The sequence below is a fragment of the Phyllobacterium sp. 22552 genome (assembly GCF_052044585.1).
GTDB classification, from domain to species: Bacteria; Pseudomonadota; Alphaproteobacteria; order Rhizobiales; family Rhizobiaceae; genus Phyllobacterium; species Phyllobacterium ifriqiyense.
On sequence record NZ_JBQENG010000001.1, the window covers coordinates 759888 to 786739 of the forward strand.

27 protein-coding genes are annotated in these 26852 nt (G+C 51.7%); 15 read left to right on the plus strand and 12 right to left on the minus strand.

The genetic code is table 11. The annotated features are described in order from the left end of the window. Positions 1–28 precede the first annotated feature (28 nt). Positions 29–499 (plus strand): DUF1203 domain-containing protein, encoded by a 471-nt coding sequence (locus ACTJI9_RS03750; RefSeq protein ID WP_440806241.1) that lies wholly within the window; start codon positions 29–31, stop codon positions 497–499. A gap of 47 nt (positions 500–546) precedes the next feature. On the opposite strand, the gene ald is transcribed toward ACTJI9_RS03750, so the two are convergent. After that, the gene (gene ald, locus ACTJI9_RS03755; protein ID WP_440806062.1) at positions 547–1662 is read right to left on the minus strand and encodes an alanine dehydrogenase; all 1116 of its coding nucleotides are present in this window, start codon (positions 1660–1662) and stop codon (positions 547–549) included. Between the two features lie 149 nt (positions 1663–1811). Between ald and ACTJI9_RS03760 the strand changes: the two genes are divergently transcribed. Continuing rightward, complete coding sequence (locus tag ACTJI9_RS03760; RefSeq protein WP_115052832.1) at positions 1812–2303, plus strand: Lrp/AsnC family transcriptional regulator; 492 nt, start codon at positions 1812–1814, stop codon at positions 2301–2303. Between the two features lie 160 nt (positions 2304–2463). Here ACTJI9_RS03760 and ACTJI9_RS03765 read toward each other — a convergent pair whose 3' ends face one another. Together ACTJI9_RS03765 and ACTJI9_RS03770 are read right to left on the minus strand one after the other, a co-directional pair. Next, complete coding sequence (locus tag ACTJI9_RS03765; protein ID WP_115052833.1) at positions 2464–2823, minus strand: MmcQ/YjbR family DNA-binding protein; 360 nt, start codon at positions 2821–2823, stop codon at positions 2464–2466. Continuing rightward, entirely contained in the window at positions 2820–4073 is a 1254-nt protein-coding gene (locus tag ACTJI9_RS03770; protein WP_115053282.1) for an SAM-dependent methyltransferase, read from the minus strand. The genes ACTJI9_RS03765 and ACTJI9_RS03770 overlap by 4 nt, the downstream gene beginning before the upstream one ends. 573 nt (positions 4074–4646) lie before the next feature. On the opposite strand from ACTJI9_RS03770, the gene ACTJI9_RS03775 reads away from it, so the two are divergent. Genes ACTJI9_RS03775 through ACTJI9_RS03790 form a run of 4 tightly spaced genes read left to right on the plus strand, consistent with a single transcriptional unit; the run spans position 4647 to position 9252 of the window. Continuing rightward, positions 4647–5153, plus strand: coding sequence for a Csu type fimbrial protein (locus ACTJI9_RS03775; RefSeq protein WP_115052834.1), 507 nt, complete (start codon positions 4647–4649; stop codon positions 5151–5153). 22 nt (positions 5154–5175) lie between these two features. Further along, complete coding sequence (locus tag ACTJI9_RS03780) at positions 5176–5895, plus strand: fimbrial biogenesis chaperone (RefSeq protein ID WP_440806064.1); 720 nt, start codon at positions 5176–5178, stop codon at positions 5893–5895. Then, positions 5867–8296 (plus strand): fimbria/pilus outer membrane usher protein, encoded by a 2430-nt coding sequence (locus tag ACTJI9_RS03785; RefSeq protein ID WP_440806066.1) that lies wholly within the window; start codon positions 5867–5869, stop codon positions 8294–8296. Before ACTJI9_RS03780 ends, ACTJI9_RS03785 begins: the two co-directional genes overlap by 29 nt. After that, positions 8293–9252, plus strand: coding sequence for a Csu type fimbrial protein (locus ACTJI9_RS03790; RefSeq protein ID WP_440806069.1), 960 nt, complete (start codon positions 8293–8295; stop codon positions 9250–9252). Before ACTJI9_RS03785 ends, ACTJI9_RS03790 begins: the two co-directional genes overlap by 4 nt. Before the next feature lie 240 nt (positions 9253–9492). Here the strand turns inward: ACTJI9_RS03790 and ACTJI9_RS03795 are convergent, their stop codons facing one another. Next, positions 9493–10998, minus strand: a complete 1506-nt coding sequence (locus ACTJI9_RS03795; protein ID WP_440806072.1) for an NAD(P)H-hydrate dehydratase — start codon at positions 10996–10998, stop codon at positions 9493–9495. A 128-nt stretch (positions 10999–11126) separates the two neighbouring features. Between ACTJI9_RS03795 and ACTJI9_RS03800 the strand changes: the two genes are divergently transcribed. Both ACTJI9_RS03800 and ACTJI9_RS03805 read left to right on the plus strand, forming a co-directional pair. Further along, positions 11127–11375, plus strand: a complete 249-nt coding sequence (locus ACTJI9_RS03800; RefSeq protein ID WP_115052837.1) for a DUF2171 domain-containing protein — start codon at positions 11127–11129, stop codon at positions 11373–11375. Positions 11376–11413: 38 nt separating this feature from the next. Beyond that, a complete protein-coding gene (locus ACTJI9_RS03805) occupies positions 11414–11626 on the plus strand; it encodes a hypothetical protein (RefSeq protein WP_115052838.1) in 213 nt (70 codons plus the stop codon). A gap of 53 nt (positions 11627–11679) precedes the next feature. Here ACTJI9_RS03805 and ACTJI9_RS03810 read toward each other — a convergent pair whose 3' ends face one another. The 4 genes from ACTJI9_RS03810 to ACTJI9_RS03825 all read right to left on the minus strand — a co-directional run bounded on the left by ACTJI9_RS03810 (position 11680) and on the right by ACTJI9_RS03825 (position 16308). Further along, entirely contained in the window at positions 11680–12177 is a 498-nt protein-coding gene (locus tag ACTJI9_RS03810) for a hypothetical protein (protein WP_115052839.1), read from the minus strand. A gap of 275 nt (positions 12178–12452) precedes the next feature. Next, positions 12453–14225 (minus strand): SLC13 family permease, encoded by a 1773-nt coding sequence (locus ACTJI9_RS03815; protein WP_440806075.1) that lies wholly within the window; start codon positions 14223–14225, stop codon positions 12453–12455. A gap of 619 nt (positions 14226–14844) precedes the next feature. Then, complete coding sequence (locus tag ACTJI9_RS03820; RefSeq protein WP_115052841.1) at positions 14845–15834, minus strand: Bug family tripartite tricarboxylate transporter substrate binding protein; 990 nt, start codon at positions 15832–15834, stop codon at positions 14845–14847. 189 nt (positions 15835–16023) lie between these two features. Next, positions 16024–16308 carry a hypothetical protein gene (locus ACTJI9_RS03825; protein ID WP_440806077.1) on the minus strand — a complete coding sequence of 95 codons (285 nt, stop codon included), beginning with the start codon at positions 16306–16308 and terminating at the stop codon, positions 16024–16026. 354 nt (positions 16309–16662) lie between these two features. Here ACTJI9_RS03825 and ACTJI9_RS03830 point away from each other — a divergent pair, with 354 nt between their 5' ends. The 5 genes from ACTJI9_RS03830 to ACTJI9_RS03850 all read left to right on the plus strand — a co-directional run bounded on the left by ACTJI9_RS03830 (position 16663) and on the right by ACTJI9_RS03850 (position 20876). Continuing rightward, positions 16663–18018 carry a tyrosine-type recombinase/integrase gene (locus ACTJI9_RS03830; protein WP_440806079.1) on the plus strand — a complete coding sequence of 452 codons (1356 nt, stop codon included), beginning with the start codon at positions 16663–16665 and terminating at the stop codon, positions 18016–18018. Positions 18019–18247: 229 nt separating this feature from the next. Continuing rightward, positions 18248–18445, plus strand: a complete 198-nt coding sequence (locus ACTJI9_RS03835; protein ID WP_440806082.1) for a helix-turn-helix transcriptional regulator — start codon at positions 18248–18250, stop codon at positions 18443–18445. Between the two features lie 447 nt (positions 18446–18892). Further along, complete coding sequence (locus ACTJI9_RS03840; protein WP_440806085.1) at positions 18893–19666, plus strand: helix-turn-helix domain-containing protein; 774 nt, start codon at positions 18893–18895, stop codon at positions 19664–19666. Positions 19667–19924: 258 nt separating this feature from the next. After that, positions 19925–20470: a hypothetical protein gene (locus ACTJI9_RS03845; protein WP_440806088.1), complete on the plus strand. Its 546-nt coding sequence runs from the start codon at positions 19925–19927 to the stop codon at positions 20468–20470. A 154-nt stretch (positions 20471–20624) separates the two neighbouring features. Beyond that, positions 20625–20876 carry a hypothetical protein gene (locus ACTJI9_RS03850; RefSeq protein WP_440806089.1) on the plus strand — a complete coding sequence of 84 codons (252 nt, stop codon included), beginning with the start codon at positions 20625–20627 and terminating at the stop codon, positions 20874–20876. 8 nt (positions 20877–20884) lie between these two features. Here ACTJI9_RS03850 and ACTJI9_RS03855 read toward each other — a convergent pair whose 3' ends face one another. From ACTJI9_RS03855 to ACTJI9_RS03865, 3 genes are all read right to left on the minus strand, one after another. Next, positions 20885–21163: a hypothetical protein gene (locus tag ACTJI9_RS03855; RefSeq protein WP_440806092.1), complete on the minus strand. Its 279-nt coding sequence runs from the start codon at positions 21161–21163 to the stop codon at positions 20885–20887. 114 nt (positions 21164–21277) lie between these two features. Next, positions 21278–22342: a RelA/SpoT domain-containing protein gene (locus ACTJI9_RS03860; protein ID WP_440806094.1), complete on the minus strand. Its 1065-nt coding sequence runs from the start codon at positions 22340–22342 to the stop codon at positions 21278–21280. Positions 22343–22347: 5 nt separating this feature from the next. Beyond that, complete coding sequence (locus ACTJI9_RS03865) at positions 22348–23223, minus strand: TIR domain-containing protein (RefSeq protein WP_440806097.1); 876 nt, start codon at positions 23221–23223, stop codon at positions 22348–22350. 148 nt (positions 23224–23371) lie between these two features. Here ACTJI9_RS03865 and ACTJI9_RS03870 point away from each other — a divergent pair, with 148 nt between their 5' ends. Together ACTJI9_RS03870 and ACTJI9_RS03875 are read left to right on the plus strand one after the other, a co-directional pair. Further along, a complete protein-coding gene (locus ACTJI9_RS03870; RefSeq protein WP_440806100.1) occupies positions 23372–25825 on the plus strand; it encodes a hypothetical protein in 2454 nt (817 codons plus the stop codon). Between the two features lie 2 nt (positions 25826–25827). Continuing rightward, entirely contained in the window at positions 25828–26025 is a 198-nt protein-coding gene (locus ACTJI9_RS03875) for a hypothetical protein (RefSeq protein ID WP_440806102.1), read from the plus strand. Positions 26026–26085: 60 nt separating this feature from the next. Here ACTJI9_RS03875 and ACTJI9_RS03880 read toward each other — a convergent pair whose 3' ends face one another. Then, positions 26086–26790, minus strand: a complete 705-nt coding sequence (locus ACTJI9_RS03880) for a hypothetical protein (protein ID WP_440806104.1) — start codon at positions 26788–26790, stop codon at positions 26086–26088. Between the last annotated feature and the right edge of the window lie 62 nt (positions 26791–26852).

The window sequence follows — 26852 nt, forward strand, 5'->3', positions numbered from 1 at the left end:
TTCTTTGGCATCAAAGGAGACAGTCATGATCACAATTCGATTTATTGCAATGACGACAACAATGGCGCGGCACTATCAAGCCGGTGGTGCCGACGCCAATGGCCAAAAGCCTGAAACCCACCTATCGGATGGGGACGGAGTGCCTTGCAGGCATTGTTTGCATAATGTGAGGGCCGGCGACAAATATCTCATCCTTTCGCATCGGCCGTTTCCTTCCCCGCAACCCTATGCGGAAACTGGGCCGATATTTCTGCATGCAGATGAATGCGAGCGATATGCGCAGACAGATCAGCTGCCTGAAATGTTCAATAAAAGCAGTGACTTCATCCTTCGCGGCTATTCTTGTCAGGATCGGATTGTTTACGGCACCGGCGGGGTAGTCAAAACTGGCGGGATCGCTGACCGGGCTGCGGAATTATTGAAACGGGAGGATGTCGCCTATGTTCATATGCGCTCGGCGAGAAATAACTGCTTCCAGTGCCGGATAGAAATGGCATGAAAAAATCCCGGGTCACTGACCCGGGATTTTCATTATAATCAATAAAATCAAGCTGCTAGAACGGCTTTTGCTTCGAACATTTCAAGACCGAGCGCCTCGGCAACAGCACTGTTTGTAATGCGGCCCTTATGCACGTTCAAACCATTGCGCAGGTGCGGGTTGTCGATCAAAGCCTTGACGCCACGATCAGCCAATTGCAGTCCATATTGCAGGGTCGCATTGTTGAGCGCGTGGGCAGAAGTCACGGGAACTGCACCCGGCATGTTGGCGACGCAATAATGGATGACGCCATCCACTTCGTAAGTTGGCTCGGAATGTGTAGTGGCATGGGAGGTTTCAAAGCAGCCGCCCTGATCAATGGCAACGTCAACGATAACAGCACCTTTTTTCATGCCGGAAAGCATTTCGCGGGTTACCAGTTTGGGCGCAGCAGCGCCCGGAATGAGAACGGCGCCAACGACGATATCAGCAGAAAACACTTCTTCATCAAGGGCTTCGATGGTGGAGTAGCGTGTATGGATACGCCCGCGGAACAGATCGTCGAGCTGACGCAGGCGGGGAATCGAGCGATCCAGAATTGTAACGTCTGCACCAAGTCCAGCAGCCATTTGCGCCGCATTGATGCCGACAACACCTCCGCCAATGATGGTAACTTTGCCGGGCAGAACGCCGGGAACACCGCCGAGAAGTATACCGCGACCGCCATTTGCTTTCTGCAAAGCAGTAGCGCCAGCCTGAATGGCAAGGCGGCCAGCAACTTCTGACATAGGTGCAAGCAGCGGCAAACCACCACGCTCGTCTGTCACAGTTTCATAAGCAATAGCCGTCACACCGGAATTCAGAAGACCTTTGGTTTGCTCGGGGTCGGGAGCAAGGTGAAGATAAGTATAAAGAAGCTGACCTTCACGAAGCTGACTCCATTCGGATGGCTGTGGCTCTTTAACCTTTACGATCATGTCAGACTGCTGAAATACTTCTTCTGCAGTCTTTACTACTTTGGCACCGGCGGCCTGATAGGCTCCATCATCTGCGCCAATTCCTGTACCAGCTCCGGACTGGATTATGACCTGATGGCCATGGGCAACATATTCGCGTACGGCACCCGGAGTCAGGCCGACGCGATATTCATGGTTTTTAATTTCCTTAGGGCAACCAACGCGCATAATGCCTCCTCATTGTTCTGCTTTGCTTATTGGGGAGCAATATAACACCACATCTCCCATCGCATGTCCTTGCCAAATGGCCTCGACGGTTGGTGGTTATTCGCGTATTCTTGCGTAGTAATTGCTATAAGTAATGGATTATTCGAACAATGTCGCTGGACAGGATTGATATCGCTATACTTGATAATTTGCAGAAAGACGGACGCATGTCGAATGCGACGTTGGCGGAAAAAATTGGCCTGTCGCAATCTGCCTGTTCGCGGCGCTTGGACATACTGGAAAAGTCCGGCGTTATTCGTGGATATCATGCACGTTTATCCAACAAATTGCTCGGTCATCCCGTCACGGTAATCGTCAATATTTCGCTTTCTGGACAGGCGGATAATCAACTTCGCGAATTCGAGACTGCAGTGCGGCGATGTCCGAATGTTCTGGTTTGCTATCTCATGTCAGGTGAATACGATTATCTGCTTCGTATTGCTGCGAAAGACCTTGAAGATTATGAGCGTATTCATAAATTTTGGCTCTCGGCCATGCCGCATGTCACCAAAATCAACTCATCTTTTGCTCTTCGTGAAGTCGCAGACCGAACCGGATTGGGAGTGGAGACGGGCTTGATAGAAATCTCATCGAACCCGTAACTCGCGTCATCACAACCATTTTTCTCTCCATGGTTGAAAATCTTCGGCAAAAATCGGAGGTTTTTCGGCAAAAGTTGCGGAAATTTCTGTGTTGGAGATGATTATTCGTCAAAACTCCCTCAAGATTCCATTGTTCCTGACCGTGGTGGTCCAAGAGGGCTTAAATTGACGTAATCGACTTTTTGAGTTTGGCAGGAGCCTTTGTGTGCCAAGCCAGTTTTATCCGATGGCTGAGCTCTTCGTCGGAAATGGCATCAAGGTGAATTAGTATATATGGCCATCCCTTATAATGGTCGGTTTCGAAATAGATGCTGGGTGCACTTTCCATAAGGAGAGGCTTTTCCTCCAGCGGACAATAAATTGCAAAGCTCGATTCATCCTTCAAGCGCCCCATGAATGAGGTTTTGACCTTCAACGAGGGCGTGCCGTGAGTTGTACTTTTTATGAGCTCTGGTAAATGCAGGGCATCAGCCAGTTTCCAGATACGCTCAAACGCACGCTCGAGATTTTCGTCGGTCACGATTTATAGAAGACCTGGCGTACATCGATATATTCGGAGCGGAAGCCTGCCTCGCAATAGAACAGGTAAAATTCCCAAAGCTTTTTGAAACGACCGTCAAAGCCGAGATGGCGCAGCCGATCCCATGATCCCCAGAAACGCTCCCGCCACTCAGCTAAAGTTCGGGCGTAATCCTGCGGGAAGATATTTTCGCGGTACATGTCGAGACCAAAGTCCTTGCCGAGACTTTTCAGCTTTGTGGGCGTTGGCAGCATACCGCCCGGAAAAACATAACGCTGGATGAAATCCGGACGCTTACGGTAGCGCTCAAAGGATTTGTCATTGATGGTAATGATCTGAAGTCCAGCGCTGCCACCGGGATTCAAGCAATCCTTGACCTTTGAAAAGAATACGGGCCAGTATTTTTCGCCGACCGCCTCAAACATTTCTATAGAGGCAATGTGATCATACTTGCCGGTCTCATCGCGATAATCCTGAAATCGGATATCAACCTTTTCGGAAAGACCGGCTCGTTGAATGCGTTGGCTTGCATAGTCGAATTGCTCGCGGCTGATTGTCAGACCGGTGATCTTGGCTCCAATTTCGCGGGCGGCAAATTCGGCAAAACCACCCCAGCCGCAACCGATCTCCAAAACGCGCGAATCAGCAGTGATTCCAATATTGCGGGCGAGGGCGCTGTACTTTGCCGTTTGGGCGCTCTCCAGATCGTTTGCGCCTTCAGCAAACAAGGCGGATGAATAGGTCATGGTGGGATCCAGCCACTCACGGTAGAAGGCGTTGCCGAGATCGTAATGGGCAGAGATATTCTTGCGCGAACGGCTTCGGGTATTTTCGTTTAGCCAGTGACGTAAGCGCTGCACCGTATTGACGAACCAGCTTGAACCGCCGGCAATGTCTTCGCCAACCTGTTCATTGACAACAAAAAGTTCAAGAAAAGTGGTGACATCAGGACTGTCCCAATCGCCGTCCATATAGGATTCGGCAACCCCAATTGTTCCGCTGGATAGAGCGCGGCGGGGCAGGTTCCAATTGTGCAGAACCAACGAAGCATCAGGACCTGTCTGTTTGCCGCCTACCTTGAATATCTGCTTGTCGGGCGTTGTTATGGTCAATGTACCACGGGGCAGATGGACCGCAGCCCGCAGTGCAGCCTGTACTTTTAACGGGAATCCCTTCAAAGCCGCGCCGACATTTTCCGGTGTCAGCAACTTCAATTGGGCTAGACTATCGGTGGAAAGGGTCTTTTTAATATTGGTCATCGGTCCAGACTTTCCGTTCGCTGACTTAATATTTCCCCCAAAGGACAATAGTTCAAGAGAATTTTCTCATCGTAGCTTGCGCGGGATGATTGCATTTCTCTGATCGGCAACTCTCAGCCTAGGACAAGAATTATGGGTGTCGGGCAAGCTGCACCAGGCAAAAAGGATTGGCTTCCAGCGTAGACCATCTGGCCTTTGAAAATAGACAAAAAACGACAAAAATACATGAAGTTTAGACAGGAAGCGTCAATTGTATACATATGCGTGTGATAAGTAACATCTGTACATGCGATGATTCTGTTAAGCATTTACGGCAGTTTGGTTTTTATATGTGCAGTAAGTATTTAAAAATTTACGGAAGTTTTTTGCTCCAGTCTGTAAATTATGAAACTATCATTTGCAAATAAATGCCTGATAAACAACATCAATAACCAATATTATGAATTCTGGCTTTCCGCTAAGTAAAATTAAAGGTATAAGAATTATCGTAATGGAATGTGGTCCGGGGGATCAGTTCGTGAAAACTGCAGGTTGTATTTTTTAATACGATCATGAGGAGGATGAATGAGTTCTGGGAATCGAGTAAACCAAGTCGTTGCGGCATCGATTTTTGCTGCGCTTGGGTTCAGCGCTCCAGCGGTTGCCGCTGTGGCGAACGGCAATCTTGGAGTGCAGATTCAGATAACGGCGGAATGCCGTGTCGTCTCAGCCAGCACGCTGGACTTCGGCTCTCACGGTCTTCTCGTAGCAAATGTTGATTCGAGCAGCGTCCTCACGGTTCAATGCACCAATGGCACACCTTATACAGTCGGGCTCGGCCTTGGCGCGGGTTCAGGTGCTACATTGGCATCACGCAAAATGACGGGCCCAGCCGGAGCAACCGTTAATTACTCGCTTTATAAGGATGCGGCCTATACCACGCTCTGGGGCAATGCGGTGCCGGCAGATCTGGTTTCAGGTACGGGGAATGGTGCGAGCCAAGCCATAACGGTCTATGGCCGTGTGACGGCTCAAACGACACCGGCCATCGGAACATACACCGATACAGTCGCGATCGAAGTTACCTACTGACCTTTTCACAAAGGAGAACAAAGTGCGATCCATGCTTTACAGCATTGGCGTCATGAGCCTCTGTGTGCTTTTTTCTGGCCCAGTCCATGCCGCTTCACTGCGTGTTTCCCCGACAAACATTGATTTGGTTGCGCCGGGCAGCGCGGGTGTATTGACGCTCACCAATGAAGCCAAACGGCCTATCAATGTGCAGATACGTATTTTCCGCTGGACACAGGCCAATGGCGTGGAGCGGCTTGAGCCGACGAATGATGTTGTGGTCAGTCCGCCTTCAACAAAACTCACCGGCGGCAAGGACTATGCTGTTCGTGTTGTCCGCGTTTCGAAACAGCCTGTTGCCGCAGAGGAAAGCTACAGGGTTGTTGTTGATGAACTGCCCGATCCATCGCGCAAGCAAGGGGGCACGGTGACTTTGGTGGTGCGATATTCGATCCCGGTATTCTTCAGAGGCCAGGATGCGTCTCCGCCGAAGGTCGCATGGGGTGTTGCAAAAACAAAAGGATCTCTGATGCTGACCGCCCGAAATACGGGTGATACGCGCCTTCGATTGGCCGAAGTGCAATTGTCACAAGGCGGACGTGTCCTTGGCACGCGCGGGGGGCTCGTTGGATATGTCCTTGGCGGCGCCAGCATGCAATGGCCCATTGGCGCAAGCAAATCAATCTCATCCGGTCGGGTAGCGCTTAAGGCTCTCAGCGACGCCGGACCTGTCAATGCAGATTTTGCGATCAGCGGCCGCTAAACTCGGCGGCATCCTTTGCATAAGTCTGTGCACGGTATCAATTGGACAGTCTCAACAACCAGAAGTTGATCCTGTTGACTTGTCTTTGTCCCCGAGCGGGGAAGCGCAGGATCTACATCTTGAAGTCTACATCAATGATGAACCGACGGGGTTGATCGGTAGCTTCAGACAATTGCCCGATGGTGATTTGTCAGCACAACCCGAGGAATTGCGGGAGGTTGGTCTGAAGCCGATGGACAATGCGCGGGATCAGGATGGATCAATTCGAATCAATCGTCTCGCCAATGTCGAATTTCGTGTCGAGGTCGAAACACAGCGCCTCTATATCTACACTGACAATGGAGCGCGATCCGCCAAAATTATCGATGCCAATCCACGGCCTGAGAGGGACACCCCCAAACCTCAATCGGGCTATGGCGCTGTTCTGAATTATTCTCTGTTTGCCAGCACAGATGATTTGATGTCGAGTAATGTAAAACCGTTTCAAGGCGTGTCAGGCGGGTTTGATGCTCGGTTCTTCAGTCCCTATGGGACGCTCAGCCAGTCATTCACAGCAAACTTATCGCAAGGAGAACTGGAAGGAGTTCGGCGGTTAAACACCACGTGGAGCTTTTCTGATCCTGAACGGCTCATTACTTACCGTGCGGGTGACTTTATTTCCGGCGGATTGCCATGGACACGCCCCGTTTTCCTTGGCGGCATGCAGATTCAGCGTAATTTTACCCTGCGCTCAGATTTGGTAACGCTGCCGGTGCCGGTACTTTCAGGAACCGCCGCGGTGCCTTCCACATTGGAAGTCTATACGCAGAACGTTCGAACCTATAGTGGCGACGTGGCTTCCGGTCCTTTTGAGGTCACCAATTTCCCGGTCTTTTCCGGACAAGGCGAGGCGCAGATTGTGTTGCGGGACACCTTGGGGCGAGAGACACGTACAACCGTACCATTCTATTCGTCGAGCTCGCTGCTCCGCAAAGGATTATGGGATTTTTCAGCCGATGTGGGCGTGGCACGGCGTAACTTTGGCACGGAATCGAACGATTACGATGATGATGTCATGGGCGCTCTTACCACGCGTTACGGCTTGACCAACTGGCTGACGTTGGAAGGCCATCTTGAAGGGGGCGCCGATCTGGTGAATGGCGGACTAGGCGTTGCGTTTCCGCTGGGTGCATATGGTGTCACCTCATTGGCAGCTGCCGGCAGCCACCATGACGGCGATACGGGATTGTTGCTCAACGGCTCAATCGAAATGACCTATAAGAACAGGTACACGATCTATGGCCGCGTCCAGCACACATTCGGAAACTACGACGATATTGCTTCGGTGACGGCGAGCGACCAGCTCAATTATATTTACGGCGTTTCCGGACTGCCTGCTATCAGCACACGGGTGCCGAAATCACTGGTGCAAGCCACGCTTTCAATGCCTGGACCGTTTGAAGGCAGCAGTATGAACTTTTCTTATACACAGCAAACGCTGGAATCCCGAGATAAGAGTACCATTGTCAGTGCCTCCTACAACCAGCAGCTCTTCAAGAGCAGCTCGTTTTTTGCCACTGCTTTCACTGATCTGGAGGATAGCGGCAGTTTCGGTATTTTCGCCGGGCTGACCATTCCGTTTGACAATAATATCTCCGTTTCGACCGGCTACGAACAAACAAATGATGGCCCATCAGGATTTGCCGAGATTGCCAAGTCGGAGCAGCGCGTGGAAGGCGGTTATGGCTGGCGTTTGCGCACGAGAGAGGGCGAAACACCAGATCGCTATGCCTCTGCCAGCTATCGTGGCAGGCATGCTCGCGTTGAAGGCAGCGTACAGCAATATGATGACAATGTGCGCGCCACGGCTCAGATCGAAGGCGCGATTGCAGTTGCCGGTGGCGGCGTATTTGCCACCAACCGCATTGATGATGCTTTTGCGGTGGTCGATGCGGGCGCGCCTGGCGTCGATGTCAGCTATGAGAATCGCCCGGTCGGCCGTACCAATGGACGGGGCAGAATATTGGTGCCTGACCTTCGGGCTTATGAGCCCAACACGCTTGCTATTGATCCTGCGAATTTGCCCGTCGATGCCAGTATAGGCTCTACGCGCGATATTGTGGTTCCCGCCGATCGCAGCGGCGTTGTGGTGAACTTCAATGTGGCGCAGACCACGGCCTCAGCGCTTGTCAGCCTGATGGACGCAGCTGGCAAGCCGCTGGATGCCGGGTTGAGCGGGCGGGTCGGCGATGCGGGAGAGGAATTCGTCGTCGGCTATGATGGCGAGGCCTATATTTCAGGTCTGGAAGCAAAAAACAGCGTTTCTGTCGAACTTGCCGACGGCAGCACCTGCACTGCCAGATTTGCCTATCAAGCTGCGCGCGGGACACAGGTCAAAATAAAGAATGTGGTGTGCCAATGAAGATTTTCGTTTTGAGAATGCTATTTGTCTGCGGCTTGGGACTGGCTCCGGCTTCCGCACTGGCGCAGTCCTGTACATTCACCACCACGGCCATGACATTTTCCGGATCGCCTTTGCAAGGCGGTGCGATCGATGCCACTGCAACCCTCACATCAACCTGTACGGCCGTGCTGGGTTTGTTTCGGGAAGTTTTGGTCTGCCCAAATATTAATGCCGGAACGGGTGGCACGGTTGCTTCCGGTGCCCGCACAATGACAGGGCCAACTGCATTGCAGTTCCAGCTCTATCAGGACTCAGCGCGACAAGTTGTTTGGGGTTCGTATAATTGGGCATTCGCCACCAGACCGCCTGCCATCCTGGTCGGTATTTTTCCGATCTTGGGCACTGGCACCACTACGACGACGATCTATGGACGAATATTGCCCAACCAGACGACAACACCACCCGGCGCTTACAGTTCTGTGTTTTCCGGGGCGCAAACGCCATTCCGATATCGGTTTGATGATGGCAACGGATGCGGAAGTGGTGCAGGAACAACTGCAGCGACAAGCTTTACCGCCAGCCTGAATGTTGCCAAGGATTGCCTGGTCTCTGCCACTAATGTCAATTTTGGCTCACGGGGTATTTTGAGCTCGAACGTTGATGCAACCGGCGCAGTGAACGTAACCTGTTCAGCAACAACGCCTTACTCAGTCTCTCTAGGAAATGGTTTGAATGGCACTGCTCCGACCGCGCGGCGCATGAGGAAGGGCGTGGGGACAGAATATGTAACTTACGGGCTTTATCGCGATGTAAACCGACTTTTGCCGTGGGGTGAGACTATTCCTACCAATACGGTCGCCGGTACCGGAAATGGCTTGGCACAAAACATCCCCGTTTATGCAACAGTGCCACCCCAGAACACGCCATCACCGGGGACTTATACAGATACGGTGGTTATTACTGTAACCTATTGAGCAGTAGGAGCCTTGAAAAAGCAAAAGGCCGGGAGCTACCCGACCTTCCTAAACTTATCTCAACATCAGTGCCAGTACATCCGTGGTCAAAAATGGAAATAAGCTATTCGCTATACATAACCATTACCCTCTCATTGCGACAGAATAATGACATTCTCCAAGAAACTTGAGCGCGTACGCAGTACAAATCGCGCTTGAGACCAAGGTGGACGATCAAGGTAAAGACAGGGTTAATGGAAATCAGAAAGTGGTCTGGTTTGCGAGCAACTTGCCAATAATTTTCCCCGCGGCAGCCGGGAGATCCTCGGCGATAAGGCCAAAGCCGAGATGATGGGCGGCCGCACCATGAATGAAGACTGCGGCACAGGCTGCCTCAAAGGCTGGCATGCCTTGCGCCATCAAGCCCGCAGTCAGGCCAGCAAGCACATCGCCTGAGCCTGCCGTCGCCAAAAGCGGCGTGCCATTTGTGTTGATTGCAGCACGACCGTCAGGCGATGCAATAATTGTGTCGGCTCCCTTATATATGACGATTGCACAAGCGAGCTTTGCCGCAGCACGGGCACGCTCGACCTTGGACGGCATGCTGGTTTCCGTTAGCTCTGGAAAGAGGCGCTTGAACTCGCCTTCGTGCGGTGTCAGCACCAGTCTGATGGCACCGGGTCCAGCTGCAGCATTAAACAGTGTTTCGCGCTCATCCTTGAACGATGTGATCACGTCTGCATCGAAGACGACACCGGCCTTGGTTTCGCTGAGAAGAGCCAGTGCAAATTCCCGGGCTTTCCGCCCTACACCGAAAGCTGGCCCGAGTACAAACGCCGCAACTTCGCGGGTTTCCGTGAAAGTTGCGAGATCGCGCCGGTTCTCGCATTTATGCAGCATAATCGATGTGAGGTGCGCGGCATTGGCCGCAAGCGCTTCTTCTGATGCGAGCAATGTGACGGCACCAGCTCCACTGCGTGCCGCTGCCAAGGCCGACAACCGCGCGGCGCCTGTCGACGTGGCACCGCCGGAAAACACGGCGACATGACCACGGGCATATTTATGGGTGTTTTCTTCCAGAACCGGCAGCCGCGCTTTCCATAAGGCGGGCGTGTTTTCAAAACACTGAGGCCTGATGGCGGTCAAAACATTATCGGCGATACCGATATCAGCGACAATAACTTCTCCACACAGAGTGCGTCCGGGATAAAGCAGATGGGCGGGTTTCTTGCGGAAGAACGTGATTGTCGTGTCTGCCTGAAAAGCCGTACCAAGAACCCGACCGGTCAGCCCGTCCAACCCTGAGGGTATGTCGATGGCAACGCGATGGCAGGTGGAGCCGTTTGCAGTGCTGATGGCAGTGGCGGCCGGGCCGCTCACCGCGCGATTGAGGCCCGCGCCGAAGAGGGCATCGACAATCACGCCAGAAGGTGCGGATTTGAAATCGGCAATGTCCTGCACTTTGATCGGACAATGCTTCGCAGCTTGCGCGGCATCGGTTCCGTTCTTTGGCTCGCCATGCGTCCAAAGGTTTACCGAGGCACCGCTCGCGCCGAGAATGCTGGCCACGACATAGCCGTCGCCGCCATTGTTGCCCGGCCCGCAAAGAATATGAAATCTGCTGGCATCGCCATGATGGCGCAGGAGATGGCGTGCAACAGCGTTGCCGGCATTGAGCATCAGGTGATAGCCGTCATGAATACCGGCCTTGATCGTCGATTGATCGGCGTGGGCCATTTCGGCGGGAGTTAAAATCTCATTTGCCATGTCGCGCGCGTTTCCTGCCGTTGTCATTCGAGCTTAATCGCTAAATTTTTATGGTGAAAGACTTTGCCGTGACAATGCATCCAAACTGCGCGTCGCGCGTTAGTGATCTATCACGCCAGGAGTAAATCATGACAACAAGTATCAAAGAACACATGGAAGTCATCGGTGCCGATGGGATTCACGTTGGAACGGTGGACCGCGTAGAGGGTGGCCGCATTAAACTGACCAAGAAAGACAGCGGCGAGGGCTCCCATAAAGGCCATCATCACTATATTTCAACAGCACTCGTAGCGGAGGTCGAAGGCGACAAGGTACGTCTTTCCGCAAATTCCGATGTTGCGGTCATGTTCGAAGAAGAGGCTTCGGACGACAGGTAAACCAGAAACCGACTGTATTTTTCGCAAGGAGAATCGCTTTGGGTGATCCACCGCAAATTCCCGATCCGGGTCCGGATACGAACCGGCCCGTTGATCCGGTGCCTGGTCCGCGTCCGGACGAAACACCGCCGCTACCGAATCCGCTGCCCGGCGAAATTCCGATAGAAGAACCGCCACCGCCGGAGCAATTGCCGGATGAGTTGCCTTTGCCCAATCCGGACGAAGTACGCGAGCCGCCTCAGCACGTATGAAAAAAAACAAAACGGTCGCTCAATGAGCGACCGTTGCGTTTGTGCTGAGCTTATCAACCTTTCGAAGGCATGTTCTTGTCATGATGTCTTTGGCCATGGTGCTTCTTGTGGCCATGGCGCATTTCGCTTTTGTCAATTTTCCCGTCTTCATTGCGATCCATGAGGGCGAAGCGTTTGGCCTTCTGCTTTTCGACTTCGGCAATCGTAACCACGCCGTCGCCATTTACATCAAGGCGCTTGGTCATGCGCTGAGCTTGCCGCTCAACCAGACGTTTCATCGCCATGGCTTCAATTTCCTGTTTGGAAAGGGTGCCGTCCTTATCGGTGTCTGCTTCCTTCAGGCGATCAATATTGGTAAATTCTGCCTGATCCAAGGCGCCGTCGTCGTTCGCATCGAGCCGGGCATTTCTCTTATGCTCATGGCCCGGAGTTTTAGTCGCTTCTTTGGCCACGGGAGGCTGTTCGGGTGTTTGCGTCTGGGCAAACGCGCCGCCGAGAGCAAAGACCGTCAAAAAGGTTCCGGACAAAGCGAGAGCGATAATTCGTTTCATTTTTTCTCTCCTGTAGCGCGAGCGGATTGTCCGCTCCGTGTACAGACCGTAGCGTTGCCAAAATGAACGGGAGATGATCGGCGAATTAATATTTTGTAATGCAAAGGCTGTGGCACAGCGGAAATAATAAAGACGGCCACGTTACTTCGCGGCGGCAGGAGAGACGTCAATCAGCCCGCCCGACCCTATCCTCAATTTGATAGCAGTCGCGCCTTGCCCTTGCGGGCAGATGGCTTGTGACAGATTTCAAAGGGAATTGATATCGTAATCTCAGGCTATTTAAGCGGCCAAAACAGCATCAGAGCAGGAACGGCGGTCAGCACGATGATCAGCGACAGGGGCAAGCCAAGCTTGGGGTAATCGTTGAACTTATAGCCGCCTGGGCCCATGACCAGCGTATTGCACTGATGCCCGATAGGGGTGAGAAAATCGCACCCAGCACCAATTGCCACCGCCATTAAAAAAGCCTCTGGCCGGAAGCCAAGGCCGGTTGCAAAGCTTGTCGCAATGGGAGCCATGACCAGCACTGTCGCCGCATTATTGAGAAATGGCGTCACGGCCATTGCGGCAATAAGGATCAGCGCCAATGCCGCGAAGGGCGGTAATTGATGAGCGATCTGCGTGAGGAAATGTCCGATCAAATCTGTTCCGCCGGTGGTTCTCAAAGCGTCGCTGACGGGAATAAGCGCTGCGAGCATAACGAGGATCGGACCGTCAATTGCCGTATATAAATCGCGCAGCGGTATGGCCTTGAACAAGACCATGGCAACCGCAGCCGCAAAGAAGGCTATAGATACGGGCAGGAGGCTAAAAGCCGTAACGCCAATAGCTGCCAGCAGAATGAGCAGCGGCACCAGCCCACGGCGCACGCTACCCAGCAATATGGTTCGCTTTGCCAGGGGAAGGCAGCCGAATTCACGCAGCAGATTGGGAAGCACGCTATCGCGGCCTTGAAGCACAATGACATCGCCTAACTGAAACCGCACTTCACCAAGGCGATCCTTGATCCGTTCACCCTGTCTGCTGATGGCAAGAAGATTGACATCATAGCGATCAAACAAGGCCAGTTCCCGCGCCGAAAGCCCGATCAATGGCGAAGTATCACCGACAACAGCCTCAATGGAATCGATTTCGGCAAGGCCGCCCGACTCCGAATGGGAACGATCGCGGGATAATTTCAGCTTTCCGCTGGTGACAATGGCATCAAGGGCTTTTGGATCGCCCTGCAAAATGAGGATGTCACCCTCGGCAAGTTTCGTATCGGGCAGGGGCGTGACATGTCTTTCATTGCGAATGATGGATGTCACGACAGCGCCACCCTCCGCCGGCTTCACCACATCGCTCATGCTTTTGCCGATAACCGTGGATTCCTTGGCTACAGTGGCTTCGGAAACATAATTTCGTATTTCAATTGCTTCGTCGGCAGAGATATCTTCGCGGGTTCGCACCGGCACAAGCCAATAGAACAGCACAAGATAAATGATACCCACCGCCGCAAGAGTCGCGCCAACCGGCGTGAAATCAAACATGGTGAAGCTTTCACCCACCATATCGGCGCGGATGCGCGAAACGACAATATTGGGTGACGTGCCGATCTGAGTCATCAGGCCGCCAAGCAGCGCACCGAACGACATCGGCATTAAAAATACCGAGGGCGATACGTTGGAGCGGCGTGCAAACTGAAAAGCGATTGGGATCATGATCGCCAGAGCGCCGATATTTTTAACAAAGGCTGAAAGAATGGTGACGACGATGACGAGGACCGCAAGCTGCGCCCTGACCGACGACAGGCTGGGGACAAAGCGCTGGACCGCTGCTTCCATAAGACCGGAACGGGCAACACCCGCACTCACCACCAGCGCGCTGCCGACGATAATCACAATCTCGTCGCTGAAGCCGCGAAACGCATCTTTATAAGGCACGACACCGACGAGCACAGCCACAAGCAACGAACACATTGCCACGACATCATAGCGGAAGCGTCCCGATATGAAGGCAGCCATCATGAGAGCGATGACCGTAAAGGACAGGATTTGTTGAGTGGTCATAAGGGTCTCGTTTTGTACCGAATTCGCGATAAGGCAAATTTGTTCCGCCCCAGCTCGGAAAACAGGAAAAATCGTTCTGCATTCGTAGGAGAACTAAGAGCGTGATTCCCTGGCGGAGTAAAACAGTGTCTGACAAGTTTGAACAATGCGCCGTGTATCGCACCCATGCAGAACCACAAACTGCATCTGAGCGACAGCCACGCAAAGTTGGGCACGCGCACCAGCTAAGCGTTATTTCGACGGAGGTATCGGGGCAGAAAGACTGTCGGTTTGAGATTGAACCGGGGAAACATCGTCTTTGGAAAGGAGCGCCACAGCGCCTAAAAGGCAAAATAAACCGATAAGAACGGCAGTTACAATACACTGATGTCTCATTAAACAGTCCCGTATGCGAAGGAAATATAAGCTAACCAATTTTTTTGACCATAATCGGGCCGTTTAAAAAAAAGCGACATTCGAATGTCTTATTAAACAGATTTGATCGCTATACATATAGTTTAAAAGTAATTCTAAAATATTCCATGCGATGAACGATTCTAATCTTGCGAAACCTTGCTATGCGTTCTTGACTATAGCGGTGAGGGGATAACGGGCGCTTGCGCCCGTTATCCCCTATTCATTAATCCATCTGGACGTTGGCGTCTTTAACGACCGGCGTCCATTTGGTGATCTCAGCCTTGACGTGGGCGGCCAGTTCTTCTGGAGTGGAGCCAACGATATCGGCGCTGAATTCCTTCATTTTACCGACCACGACAGGGTCTTTCATGGCCTCTACAGCTGCCTTGTTTAAGGTTGCGACCACTTCCGGTGGTGTTCCGGCCGGAGCAAACAGAGCATTCCAGCTATAGGTTTCATAGCCGGGGATTGTCTCGGCAATGGTTGGTACATCGGGGAAGGAAGCTGCTCGCTTAGTCGTTGTCACGCCGAGCGCCCGTAGAGTGCCGCCCTTCATATGGGAAGAAGAAGAAGGAAGATTGTCAAACATGATCGGCACCTGATTGCCAACCACGTCGTTCAGAGCGGGGCCAGCACCTTTATACGGAATGTGCTGCAGGGAGACACCGGCCATTTTCTTGAACAACTCTCCGGAAAGATGCAGCGGCGTTCCGTTGCCCGAAGAGGCATAGCTGTACTTATCCGGATTGGCCTTCAAGAGGTCGACCAGTTCTTTTACATTCTTTACAGGCAGCTCCGGATTGACGACCAGGACATTCGGCACGATGACCAGCAGCGAAATCGGCGTGAAGTCCTTTTCAGCATCATATGGCTTGGTTTTCAGGATGAGCGGATTGAGCGCGTGCGTTGCAACCGTTCCCATAAGGATTGTATAGCCATCCGGATCAGCGCGAACCACATTGCCTGTACCGAGGCTGCCGCCAGCGCCGCCGACATTCTGAACCACGATCTGCTGCCCAAGTATGTCGGACATTTTATTGGCGATCACGCGTCCGACCACGTCGGTCGACCCGCCGGCTGCGAAAGGAATCACCAATGTTACGGGGCGATCGGGGAAGGCCTGCGCCTGTGCGGAGCCTCCAAGAGCTGTTGCTGCCAGCAGTGAAAGGCCGAGGGCGAGACTAGCACGCCGGGTGATCGCAGATAGTGACATTCATTTTCCTCCCTGATGTCGCTTAGGTGATGGAGTTAGTAAAGCACGCGAAGCTGCCTGACGGAAGCACGTTAGGTCGAATGTTCGATTGGAGGCGCAGCATTGTTGAATCAAGTGAACGCAATCAGCATTTTTTTGGCGTCGTCATTTGCCGCACGGGCCGCTGATGCCACGACACAATCAGGTGTCTTACTCAAAATCCGAATCGTCGATAGGAGCCTTGCGTCCCGGGACCATAGCCCCGGTCGTTAACTCATTGCCAAGTTCACGATCAGCGGCGAGGGAAGCAATTTCCTCCGGATCGCGTAATCCTTGCGCAAAAAGCGTCATGACGATTCGGGCTAGCCTGCTTGCATCGGGATGAAGCCGGCGATCCCGGCCAAGAATAGTGGAGGCTGTTTCATGAGCGCGGTCCATAATGTCCCACTCATGCGGCGTGAATTGCGTTTCTTTGCGTGATCTGAATGGCAGCATCAGCCTCTCTCAGAGTGGAGCTTAAGATGACACAAGCTTATATTGGTTTTTCTCTATGTCCACGTGATTATGAGGTGGTTTTCCCGCGGCAGAACGCCAGAAAAGCAAAAGGCTTAGCGATTTCTCGCTAAGCCTTTGAAGTGACTGGCTCCCCGGGCCGGATTCGAACCAGCGACCAACCGGTTAACAGGCGCTTAGCGGTGTGTCTCAGATTGTCTCAACCGGTTCAACCAGTTTCTTTAACATTTTGTAGGCATTGATGTTTTTCAAGAAACCTGTACCATGATGTCTCATAGGGCAACATGAAAGCTCAACGATTTTGTTGCCCTTATGTTGCCCTGGAGACAAGTTGTAATGGCGGTTGAAAAAGTTAAGACCCTTACGGATGTTGGTGTTAAAGCGCTCAAAGCTGCTGATCCGGGCAAGCGATACATTCATAAAGATACTGAAGTTCCCGGCCTTGGCATCAGTGTCACAGACAAAGGAACAAAGACCTTTGTGCTCGTTGCGCGATTTCCTGGTAGTTCTAACCCGACAAGGCGGGCCATCGGTGAGTATGGCGCCATTAAGCTTGAGACTGCCCGTACCGTCGCTCGCGATTGGAAAAGCCTAGTTCGGCAAGGGATAGATCCGAAAGAACTGGAGACGAAACGGCGGCTAGAGGAACAACAGAAGCGCGACAATTCATTCGGCATGATTGTTGAGGAATACATTCGCCTGAAGGTTGTTGGCGACGATGAGCTGAAACCAAAGCAACGCAAAGGGTTGGCCGTCGCTCGCGAACTGCGTGACGAATTCGTCAATGATGTCAGGGACGGCGACAGGATAGTGCGTCATGGATTGAGGGACCGTCCGATAGTGGACATCACGCGTGCAGATATTACGCGCGTGGTCGACGATGCCGTAGCGCGTGGTGCGACCTATCAGGCGCATAACTTGCTCGGACATGCCCGTACATTCTTCAACTGGGCAATCGGGCGAGGGGTGTACGGTATCGAATCATCACCGTGCGACCGGATGAAACCCAAGTCAGTCATTGGCAAGAAAGCGCTACGCAAACGTGTTTTGAACGACACGGAAATCGCCGCGTTGTGGCGCGCATCCAGTCGGGCAGGGTATCCATATGGAAAATGCTTCCAAATGCTTCTGCTAACCGGTCAACGGAAATCGGAAGTTGCAGAAGCGCGTTGGCGCGAATTCGATCTTAAAAAGAAAATATGGACTATTCCTCCGGCGCGCATGAAGGCAGAGAATTCTCACGTTGTTCCTCTATCGGATGAAGTAATTGCAATATTGGAAACATTGCCCAAGTTCAAAAAAGCAGATCATCTTTTTACCACCACAGGTGGTGTGAAGCCGATCAATGGTTTCTCCAAAAGTAAGGCCAGGCTTGATAAACTGATGACGAAGTATCTTCGCGCCTATGCCCGCTTGATGGGGAGTGATCCGGATGGCGTTGAACTGCCGAGTTTCGTCATCCACGATATACGACGCACAATGCGGACGGGATTATCCAGTCTTCCAGGCGTTTCATCGATTGTAGCAGAACTTGTCATTGCCCATACTCAGAAGGGCTTGCATGCCGTCTACGATCAGCACTCGTATCTTGATGAAAAACGGAATGCGCTAGACTTATGGGCAAAAAGAATTACCGAAATAACTAGGCCGGCGCCCGATAATGTCGTTCAATTCAATCGGAAACCCGCTTGACGTGAATTGCTTGCTATCGGATATCTAGACTACACGACACGCCATGTGATTCGTATCTACCAATGGAGACGCCAGCGATAATTTGCCAACGCAACGCCTAACCCGGTTCGAGTGGTTTGCGCGCAATATAAGTTGAAAACAGAAGCACGAACTCATGTGCTCCCATCATACTTATATAAGTGCCGAAACAACTTGTTCCTCCCGGTGATGGCAGGACATGAGGCAAGTTATGAGACTATTGTCGTCGAAAGACCTGAAAGCTAAGGGCATCGATGTATCGAGAGCGCAGCTTTACAGGCTTATGAATGCTGGCAAATTCCCAAAACCCGTAAAAATTGGCACTAAAAGCAACGCTTGGGTTGAAGCCGAGATCGATGCTTGGATGATGTCCCGCATCGAAGAACGCGACCGGGGTGCAGCAGCATGACTGGCGCGGACCACGAGCGTAACGACGCCGTAACTCAAGCGGCGCGATGGTATGCAACTCAGAAACATGATCCTTCGCGGCCTGCTGTACCCATGTTGCGGGAACGGTTCGGCCTTACACCCTTGGAAGCATGTGAAGCGTTGGCAGAAGCGCGCTCGGTTCATGTGAGATCGCTATGACCCGGCGCGACTTTTCGCGTGAGCGGTCCCGGCGTGTTATTTCCGCCCAGGGCAGTGAATCTGTTCGCGGAGGCGACTTATTGCCAGGCACGCGAAAGATGCAGCCGTCCAAAGCTGAGCTACGCGCTGAAGCTGATGCGGCGATCCAACGTGCAGTAGCTATCACCAAAGAAGTCACATGCGTCTGTGGACACCGTGCGAGAGTAAAGGTTCCGGTCTCAATGTTGGGAAAACCCTTTCGGTGCAAACAGTGCGATAGGAGTCGCAATTGAGGAAGCCGGTGGATGCCAAGATCAATTTTGCCGCGGTTCCGGCCAGGACTATCGGTGATAAGTCTCTTACAGCAGAAGAACTTCGTGTTCTTATGGCAATTGCGGCTCACGACCGTTTTGGGGCAAATGGCATAGGGTGTTACGCTAGTCACCCAAGGCTGTCTGGCCTTGCGAACTGTCATCTGAAGAGCCTCTCGCGTTCGCTTCGGATGCTTGCTGAACGGGGATATATCACGGCTGATGTGCATCCTCTCAACCGGAAACAACGAGTTTATAAAGTGGTGTATTCCGAAGAAGATGCGTTGTTCATGAAGTCATGCCGACCTGAAAAGGGTAACGAGACTGCTACCTATTCAAAGCCATTAGGTAACGGCGTTGCTACCAATAATGTGCCGGTCGGTAACAAAAGTGATCCCAATGACGCCGGAATAGGTAACAAAGGCTCAAAAAAAGCCCTTCCAGATCAATTGGTTGAGAAGCCTAATATATTCTGCGAAGCAGAGAAGAAATCCAGTCAAACTGATAATATAAATTCCGAGGGATCGGCAGCATCGCTGCAAAGAACTCTGCAAACATGGACAGAGACGGATACGGGTAAAGTTCTCGGTACAATCGAACAAGCCATCAAGAGCAATTCCATTGCACCCAGCGATATCGACAGTTGCTTCAGAGTTCTCGAAGGTATCATGGGTGCATACGAGTATGGAGCACCACTCTATGGATGGGCCTATCGCTTGAATGAAGAACTCGGTTCGTTGGCGGAGGAATGAGGTGTTGCGAACGCTCGCATGACGCGTTGCAACATTCCCTACCAGCGGAAAGTCAGCCGAGAGTTAAGAGCAACCGGTGATCAACCGCTTGGTCAACACGATAATTGTGCAGTAAACTCAGTGTTTATCGGTAGTTATTGCTTGTTTTCTGGTTTTCGGGCAACATACGGGCAACTTCCGGTTTGATTCCGATCGTGTATCGCAGTGACGTTTTTCGGGCCTCGATGTCTATCAACAGTACTTTATAGGATCCGCGTTATGGCAGTTCGTCACGATTACAGCCCAGCAGCGCTAGTAAAGGCTCGGAACAAGCAGCCGGTCAAAGCGTCTGGTAAGGGTGCCGGCCTAACCCCCCGAGTGCGTCTTGCGCTCGAACAGATGGTGTTTGGTGTCGACGGCGATATCACCTCGAAGATCAATCAAACGACTGTATGCGAGAAGGCTGGGATTACTACCAGGGCGTTTCGAGCAGCGTTGAAAAAGCCCGCTGTCTTGGCGCACTATCGGGAGCTGTTGCAGTTGCTTCGAGAAGGTGAGCGCGCAGCCAATCTCCACACCGCAATTCAGATACGAGACAGCGATGCGCTGAAGACAACAGCAGCTGGTCAGAAGATACGCCTTGCAGCCGCAGCACAGCTTGACGCTGACCTCATTGACAATCGGGGTGGCGTCACAGTGAACGTAGGTGTGCACGTAGAGACACCGGGCTATGTCATCGACTTATCCGAACCACCAATGATCATCGAGCACACATCCGCTGACAGTGAGATAGTTCTGGCCGGTCAGCTGGTGGAGGCTGAGTGAATGCGTGGCGCCCCGCCCCCCTTTGCTGCTGGACGGCTTTGTCAGACAAGGCCCCCAAAAATTGCGCGGCCCTATCTACAGTCCACCCTCAACCCCTGTGTAATACCCTTAAAAACATCGGCTGGAATTCATTCATCTAGTTGGGAATATTCTGATGAGCACACCGTTTCTAATTCGTGAGTATCCAGACCTTGTGAAGACCCTGATACAGCGCCGGCATGAACTTGGAATGAGTTCCATGGAACTAGACGCCCGAGCCGGTTGGCAGGAAGGCTACACAAGTAAGCTTGAGAACTGGGAAAAGGATTACGGCAGAAGCATCGGCAAGATGTTGCTTCCCGTTTGGCTTGAGGCGCTGGACATATCCATGATCCTCGTCGGACATGATCGTAAGGCCGCGAAGTAACGTGCGGATTAATCATGCGAACTGAAGGATTTTATTTTTTGCTCAAGATCATCAATTTTGTCATTGAGGAAACCGGTAAGTGATTGTTCGTACAACAACCGAATTTCTTCTCGCGATAGCGTTACAGCAATCTCAAATCTGCCGTTCAATGCGATTTGATCTGATACAACAACGAAGCGAACATTTCCCATATCAGAGACGTCGGAATTCCCGATGGAAAGGGGGGCGTCGAACACCTTGTGAGCACCAACCACGTTTCTCTCGTACCCGGTCGCCTTGATCTTCATTTTAATGCTCCATCGGCAAGCTTGCCTACAATATGCTGGGCAACTGATTGATTGTCGACCATGAAGCAAGACTACATAGTAGATTGGTCGAAGTTAATAAGAAACAGTCAATAGTTACGGGTGCTGAACAGTCCAAGCCAAATGACTTGGGAATATCGCTTTTTTCAGGTGGTATACAAATTTTCCGACGTCCAAAAAGTAGTTTGGATAAGCTTTTTTCAGGTTTTCAACCCGGTCAATCTCGACCAAGACAGTATTCCGGCTTCCATTATTTCTTTCCTCAAGGGCATACTGGCTTGCCGATGCTTCGAATTTTCGATACGGCGCGACTGTTACTTCGTGGTTTGCATTATCGTATTGGATGAGAAAAAACTTGAAGCTGCTTTTCTCATAGTAGTTGGAATAGTGGATTGCTTGCTTGAAACTCTCTAGAGTTTTGATCGCGCCAATCCTTCGTTCAAGTTCGATTAACTCCTCCTTTCGAACTTTGCTGTCTGGAGAAGTACCGGGAACGATGGCACATTCTTCGGACAAAGCTAACTCGGAAGACATTAACTCAAATAATCTGAGCCAATCCGGATTTCCTTGCCCGCCCTTGAGATCTTCGTTTCGATAAAGACCAACGGCCTCAACTGCTGTTGCCCAGGAGTGCTGCAATTCCGTTCTAATTTGCATCTCAATTTGGAGATTGCTGTGTGCCGGGTATTCTTCGCCGCCCTGAAATTGCAATATGATATGATGGCTGCGATACCCTCCTTCTTTAGGCGCCTCAATGTAGTCTTTCTGTCGGGAGAAAGTATGCGCTGATCCTCCATGTTGATAGAAAGCAACAAGGGATTTCAGTTCGTCCATGTTTGCCAATATCGCTCGGCATCCACCCAAGTCCTGAATCTGGTTCAATCGTAATGTCGTCGTGGAAAGCTTTTTGCGTATTGATTGCATGCGCTTCATCCGAGACGCAGTGATTGCGTTGAGCCTATATCCGCGAGCTTTTCCAGATAATTCATGCCGAATGCGATAGAGTGGTAAAAAATGCGCATTGCGCCAATTATAAGCAATTCGAAATGCTTCGACAGCGTCACGATAACCTTCGTCTGTCGCTGGAAAGCCTTTCAGTAACAGCTTGCCAGCGTGAGCCACGTCACTTTTCGTGTATCGGGGGGAGACGAATTCAGCCACCAACGTCATCCCATTATGACGTTCCAATCGATCTCATACCCAGCAGCTTTCAGTTCTTTGGCGAGGTCGGATCGCCACCCACCGTTTGCGTCGAAGGAAGTGTAAACAACTCCCAAAATATCTGAGGGTATTTCCAAATCTCCACTTTTTAGCGCGCAAACCCGATCTCGCCCCAATCGGCCGATAAAGTACCCTAGTTCAAGAACAACATTCTGGCGTGCCCTTGCGGTTTGCTCACCGTTCTTAGCGCCACCAATATCATCCGGTGTTAAAAGAATGACAGCAAATCCTACGTCCGCATTTGCCTCGAATTTTTCTATCACCGTTCGACCTTTGTTTGCCTGCTCGTGCAAAATGACTACTTCAAAGCCAAGCTTTTCCAGCAATCGAGCAACAGATTCTCTGACTCCTTCGTCATGGCCGTGAACCAAAAAAATACGGCGATTTCTCGTGTCAAAGGTAGGTCGACTTGGAGCCTTATTGGGGTCAATCGACACTCCTTCTTCTTCAATTCTCTCTTGCAGTGCTTCGACAGCAGCCTGAAGTAGAGTGAGAGATTGCGTTTTACTCCTAACAAGGCTTTCGCGGATGGCATGGAGTGGTGTGTCTTCATACATATTTATTGGCCAGCTAAAATCAGAGGCCCCGCGATATCTGTTGTAATCCGCCGACTCATTCCCAAAAGTTCGTATTAATGCCTCGTCAACTTTTGCATGCAGTTCGCTGGTTATGTCGTCCACATTTGCTGTAGTAATTGCGTTTGGCTCGAACGCTTGAACTTCGTCAATTCGTTTCCGAAGACGTGGTATAGCTTTCTGCATTTCTTCTACGGATAACTTTGCAGGTAAAGGCGCTGTATAGGATGTTGTGCGACGGGCCATAATTGTGTCCTTCTCAAGGTTGAAACATTACATGCTAAATCCTTGAAAAAAGGAAGGTCAGGAATGGCTTGTACCCAACCTGTACTTTGAGCCGTTTGGCGGCGTTTGATATTCCTCGGTGTGACTTCTCACACGCCGGAGCCGCGTAATGTCGATTGCAAACTGTCTTGCCAAACTCGTTGCTGCAAACCGCATCACGCAAAAAGCTGCTGATGATGCGCTCGCCATTCATGAGGGTGTGCAAGGGCGGCTGTATCCAGAAATGGGACCGGCTACAGCGGACGCAGGGGCGGCACTGGAAGCGGCGCGCATCATGGCGCAGGCTGCAAAGGAACGGAAGCTTGAAGCCGCACAGCAGGCTATAAAACAAGTTGCCATTCTCGACCGCATGGAGAAACATCCTCAAGGGAAAACCACGGGCCTCATGAGTGCGCTGGTTCGTGACAACTGGGAAGGCGGCGCGGCTATGGGAACCGCGCTGAATATTGAAAGCCATGCAGAGGCCGTTACCAAGAAGCTTCTCAACATTGCCGATGGTGCTTTGCAGCCCTATGCCTCCCGTGCTGCTGGTTTGCCTGGACTTCAAGGCCATATGGATTCAGTTTGGAACGTTGTTGATGAGCTATTCGGCAAGGATACCGGCGACGAATCTGCCAAGGCTGCTGCAAAGGCTTTTACTGATACAACGAAGTATGCCCTTGATCGCGTAAAGCGAAGCGGCAAGCGGGTTGCGGCGCTGGAGGATTGGCGCTTGCCTCAATTCTGGGATGCCTCCCGCGCCAAGAAAGTTACAGAGCGCGAGTTCCTTGACGATCTAATGATAGAAATCGAGTCCGGTAACATGCGTGTCATGGACAAGGCCGGGTTCGGTGAAGCTCCAAAAGCCGCGATTCCCGGCATTATTCAGAACGCCTACAAGGATATCACCCTTGGCCGTGGTACTGGTGCTGCTGGTCCGTCTGGTTTTTCAAATCAGCTTCGTGTTTTTCGGTTCGACAATCCTGACGCTTACAAACGCTTGATGAAGAAATACGGCGTTGGCGACGGCGGTCTTTATAATACGCTGATGGGTCATATCGGCGGCATGGGGAAAGAGATTGCGTTCGTTGAAACGCTTGGGCCTCAGTACGAAGCGAATTTCAAGAAGCTGCTCGAAATAGCCAGCCGTGACGATGCGGAACGCGCAACCACATTCGGCGCACGTCTGAAGCGATCGATCAGCATGAACAGCCCCGGCGCGGTTCAGCGCACATACGATTCGTTGTCGGGCAAGCTTGGTTTGCCTCAAAGTGAACTGATAGCTGCATGGGGCGGTGCGATGCGCAACCTTCAGACTGCTGCCCGATTGGGTTCCGCAGCTATCGCCGCCATTCCCGGCGACAGTATGACTATGACGCTTGCCGCAAATTACAATGCTATACCCGCTTCTGCCGTCCTCGCACGTTTCGCGAAGGATGTCGGCAAGGGAAAAGAAGTAGACGTACTGGCGCGCCAGCTTAACGTTACTGCGGCATCGGTTATTGACTCTGCACTCGGAGCAAAACGGTTTTCAGACGAAATCATCGGTCAAGGATTCACGGGTCGAACCGCCGACACAGTAATGCGCTTGTCTGGTCTGAACGCTTGGACTGAAGGGCTGAAGCGCGCCTTCTCCATGGAGTTGATGGGACTCATTGCCCGCCAATCCGAACACAAGTTTGAAAAGCTCGATCCTACGTTTCGCGGCTTTCTTGAGCGGTATGGGTTCAATGCGGCTGATTGGGATGGTCTACGTTCAGCGCCGCATCTTGAAGCTGATGGAGCAAAGTTCTTCGATGTAAACTCGGTCGAGGATCAGCGGCTTGGAGATCGGATGATGTCAGCGATCATCGACGAGCGGCACATGGCAGTGCTTGAGCCAGATGCGCGAATCCGTGGTGCGGTTGCCGGTGGCACTCAGCGCGGAACTATTGTCGGTGAAGCGGTGCGATCTGCGACACAGTTCAAATCATTCCCGATGACTTACATGATGACGCATATGATGCGCGCTGCTGCCCAAGATGGTAATTGGAATAAAGCCGCGTATGGGGCAAAGCTTATCGTGCTGATGACAATCGCCGGTGCTGCCACGGTACAGGCTCAGTCGATCATCGCCGGTCGTGACCCCCAAGACATGAATCCGATGGACAACCCGCAATTCTGGATGGAGTCATTTATCCGTGGTGGCGGCGGCGGTATGCTTGGCGATCTGGTGCATTCCTCGACGACACGCGGTGGCGATGGGCTGAAAGAGTTTGCCATGGGTCCAGCGCCCAGCACGATCACGACCGCTACTGGTGATTTGATGCAAGCATTGGCCGGCAAGAAAGATTTGAATGGCAAAATGGTGGCCCAGCACATCAAAGCTTGGGTGCCAGGATCATCGCTTTGGTATTCGAAACTTGCGACAGATCGGCTGATCTTCGACAACATTCAAGCCATGGTCGATCCAGATTACCGCCAGTCTTTCAGCCGGTATGAAAAGCGGATGAAGAAAGAATTCGGTCAAACGTTCTGGTGGGGACCGGGTAAAACATCACCCGCACGCACGCCGGAACTGCAACCGATGAATGGTCGGAGATAGTCGTGTCGTTTATCAATCTCACCAATGTTTCAAACAAGCCTCGTACTTTGGCCGAAGCAATCCACCCATTTACTACTGGGTATATCGAACCTTGGCGCGTGCCGGAAGCGCAACGACAGGAACTTGAGGCCACGATGAACAACATCCGCGCAATTCAGAACGGCGGTATCTTGTCACTACTAGCGATAAAGCGGTCATGATGAATAACGGGCAAGCGTTAAACTCGCCAACAAGTTGACGAACCAAAGAACTTCTAGGCATCAAGCGTAACTACTGAGCAGTTCATCTAGATCATCGGCCATGAGATTGGCATAGAATTTAGTATTGGCATATGCGGAACAAGCTTTTTCCATGCTTGCAGGCATTGCATTGTGGGAAACGAACATGGGATGCTCCATCGAGGATAGTTCCAATTGGATAGCGGTCATTCCAGCTTCCAGGATTTTTGCCTCACGTTTTGCTGAACGAACTGTTTGATGAAGCAGTGGCGCGAAGAGATGTTGAGCTTTTGTGATATCTTCACTGTCGATGAGATCTAAGAATTTACGAAATTCTTCGAGCATGGATCGATAAAATGCAGCCGGTTGATTGTTTTCAGCTTTATAGATTCGCAGCACGTCATCAAGTTCCGAAATCACTTCCCGTAAATAGTATGTAAGGGGAATTGCTGCGCGTTCCAACAGCAGTTTATCCGTCCTTAAATTGAGATTGAGAAGGTCTTCATGTCGGCTTTGTTGCTTTCGATCAGAAATCTGCATCTGCCGGATAGTAAACCCCGCGGCTAGCACCGCCAAAATGCCAGCTATGAGAGTCTGCCATCGATAAAACCAGAATTTGTCGCTTGACCACGGCATTTCAAAAACAAACGTCATCGCCACAAAAGTCAGCGCGCAAAATACGAACGCAAAACCCAGCCACGCCGTAGCCATAAAGATTCTCTCGACGACCTTCCAGCTGTTTTCCATAGATCGCCCCCCAAAATGACGGTGAGTATCACACGTTTTGAATAGCACAAAACCTGTGCTTT

Bases quoted from the DNA above. Each gene is read 5' to 3' on its own strand.
- ald (WP_440806062.1), bottom strand. From the start codon at position 1,662: ATGCGCGTTGGTTGCCCTAAGGAAATTAAAAACCATGAATATCGCGTC.
- ACTJI9_RS03760 (WP_115052832.1), top strand. From the start codon at position 1,812: ATGTCGCTGGACAGGATTGATATCGCTATACTTGATAATTTGCAGAAA.
- ACTJI9_RS03775 (WP_115052834.1), top strand. From the start codon at position 4,647: ATGAGTTCTGGGAATCGAGTAAACCAAGTCGTTGCGGCATCGATTTTT.
- ACTJI9_RS03785 (WP_440806066.1), top strand. From the start codon at position 5,867: ATGCAGATTTTGCGATCAGCGGCCGCTAAACTCGGCGGCATCCTTTGC.
- ACTJI9_RS03790 (WP_440806069.1), top strand. From the start codon at position 8,293: ATGAAGATTTTCGTTTTGAGAATGCTATTTGTCTGCGGCTTGGGACTG.
- ACTJI9_RS03795 (WP_440806072.1), bottom strand. From the start codon at position 10,998: ATGGCAAATGAGATTTTAACTCCCGCCGAAATGGCCCACGCCGATCAA.
- ACTJI9_RS03800 (WP_115052837.1), top strand. From the start codon at position 11,127: ATGACAACAAGTATCAAAGAACACATGGAAGTCATCGGTGCCGATGGG.
- ACTJI9_RS03810 (WP_115052839.1), bottom strand. From the start codon at position 12,177: ATGAAACGAATTATCGCTCTCGCTTTGTCCGGAACCTTTTTGACGGTC.
- ACTJI9_RS03815 (WP_440806075.1), bottom strand. From the start codon at position 14,225: ATGACCACTCAACAAATCCTGTCCTTTACGGTCATCGCTCTCATGATG.
- ACTJI9_RS03820 (WP_115052841.1), bottom strand. From the start codon at position 15,834: ATGTCACTATCTGCGATCACCCGGCGTGCTAGTCTCGCCCTCGGCCTT.
- ACTJI9_RS03825 (WP_440806077.1), bottom strand. From the start codon at position 16,308: ATGCTGCCATTCAGATCACGCAAAGAAACGCAATTCACGCCGCATGAG.
- ACTJI9_RS03830 (WP_440806079.1), top strand. From the start codon at position 16,663: ATGGCGGTTGAAAAAGTTAAGACCCTTACGGATGTTGGTGTTAAAGCG.
- ACTJI9_RS03835 (WP_440806082.1), top strand. From the start codon at position 18,248: ATGAGACTATTGTCGTCGAAAGACCTGAAAGCTAAGGGCATCGATGTA.
- ACTJI9_RS03845 (WP_440806088.1), top strand. From the start codon at position 19,925: ATGGCAGTTCGTCACGATTACAGCCCAGCAGCGCTAGTAAAGGCTCGG.
- ACTJI9_RS03850 (WP_440806089.1), top strand. From the start codon at position 20,625: ATGAGCACACCGTTTCTAATTCGTGAGTATCCAGACCTTGTGAAGACC.
- ACTJI9_RS03855 (WP_440806092.1), bottom strand. From the start codon at position 21,163: ATGAAGATCAAGGCGACCGGGTACGAGAGAAACGTGGTTGGTGCTCAC.
- ACTJI9_RS03865 (WP_440806097.1), bottom strand. From the start codon at position 23,223: ATGGCCCGTCGCACAACATCCTATACAGCGCCTTTACCTGCAAAGTTA.
- ACTJI9_RS03870 (WP_440806100.1), top strand. From the start codon at position 23,372: ATGTCGATTGCAAACTGTCTTGCCAAACTCGTTGCTGCAAACCGCATC.
- ACTJI9_RS03880 (WP_440806104.1), bottom strand. From the start codon at position 26,790: ATGGAAAACAGCTGGAAGGTCGTCGAGAGAATCTTTATGGCTACGGCG.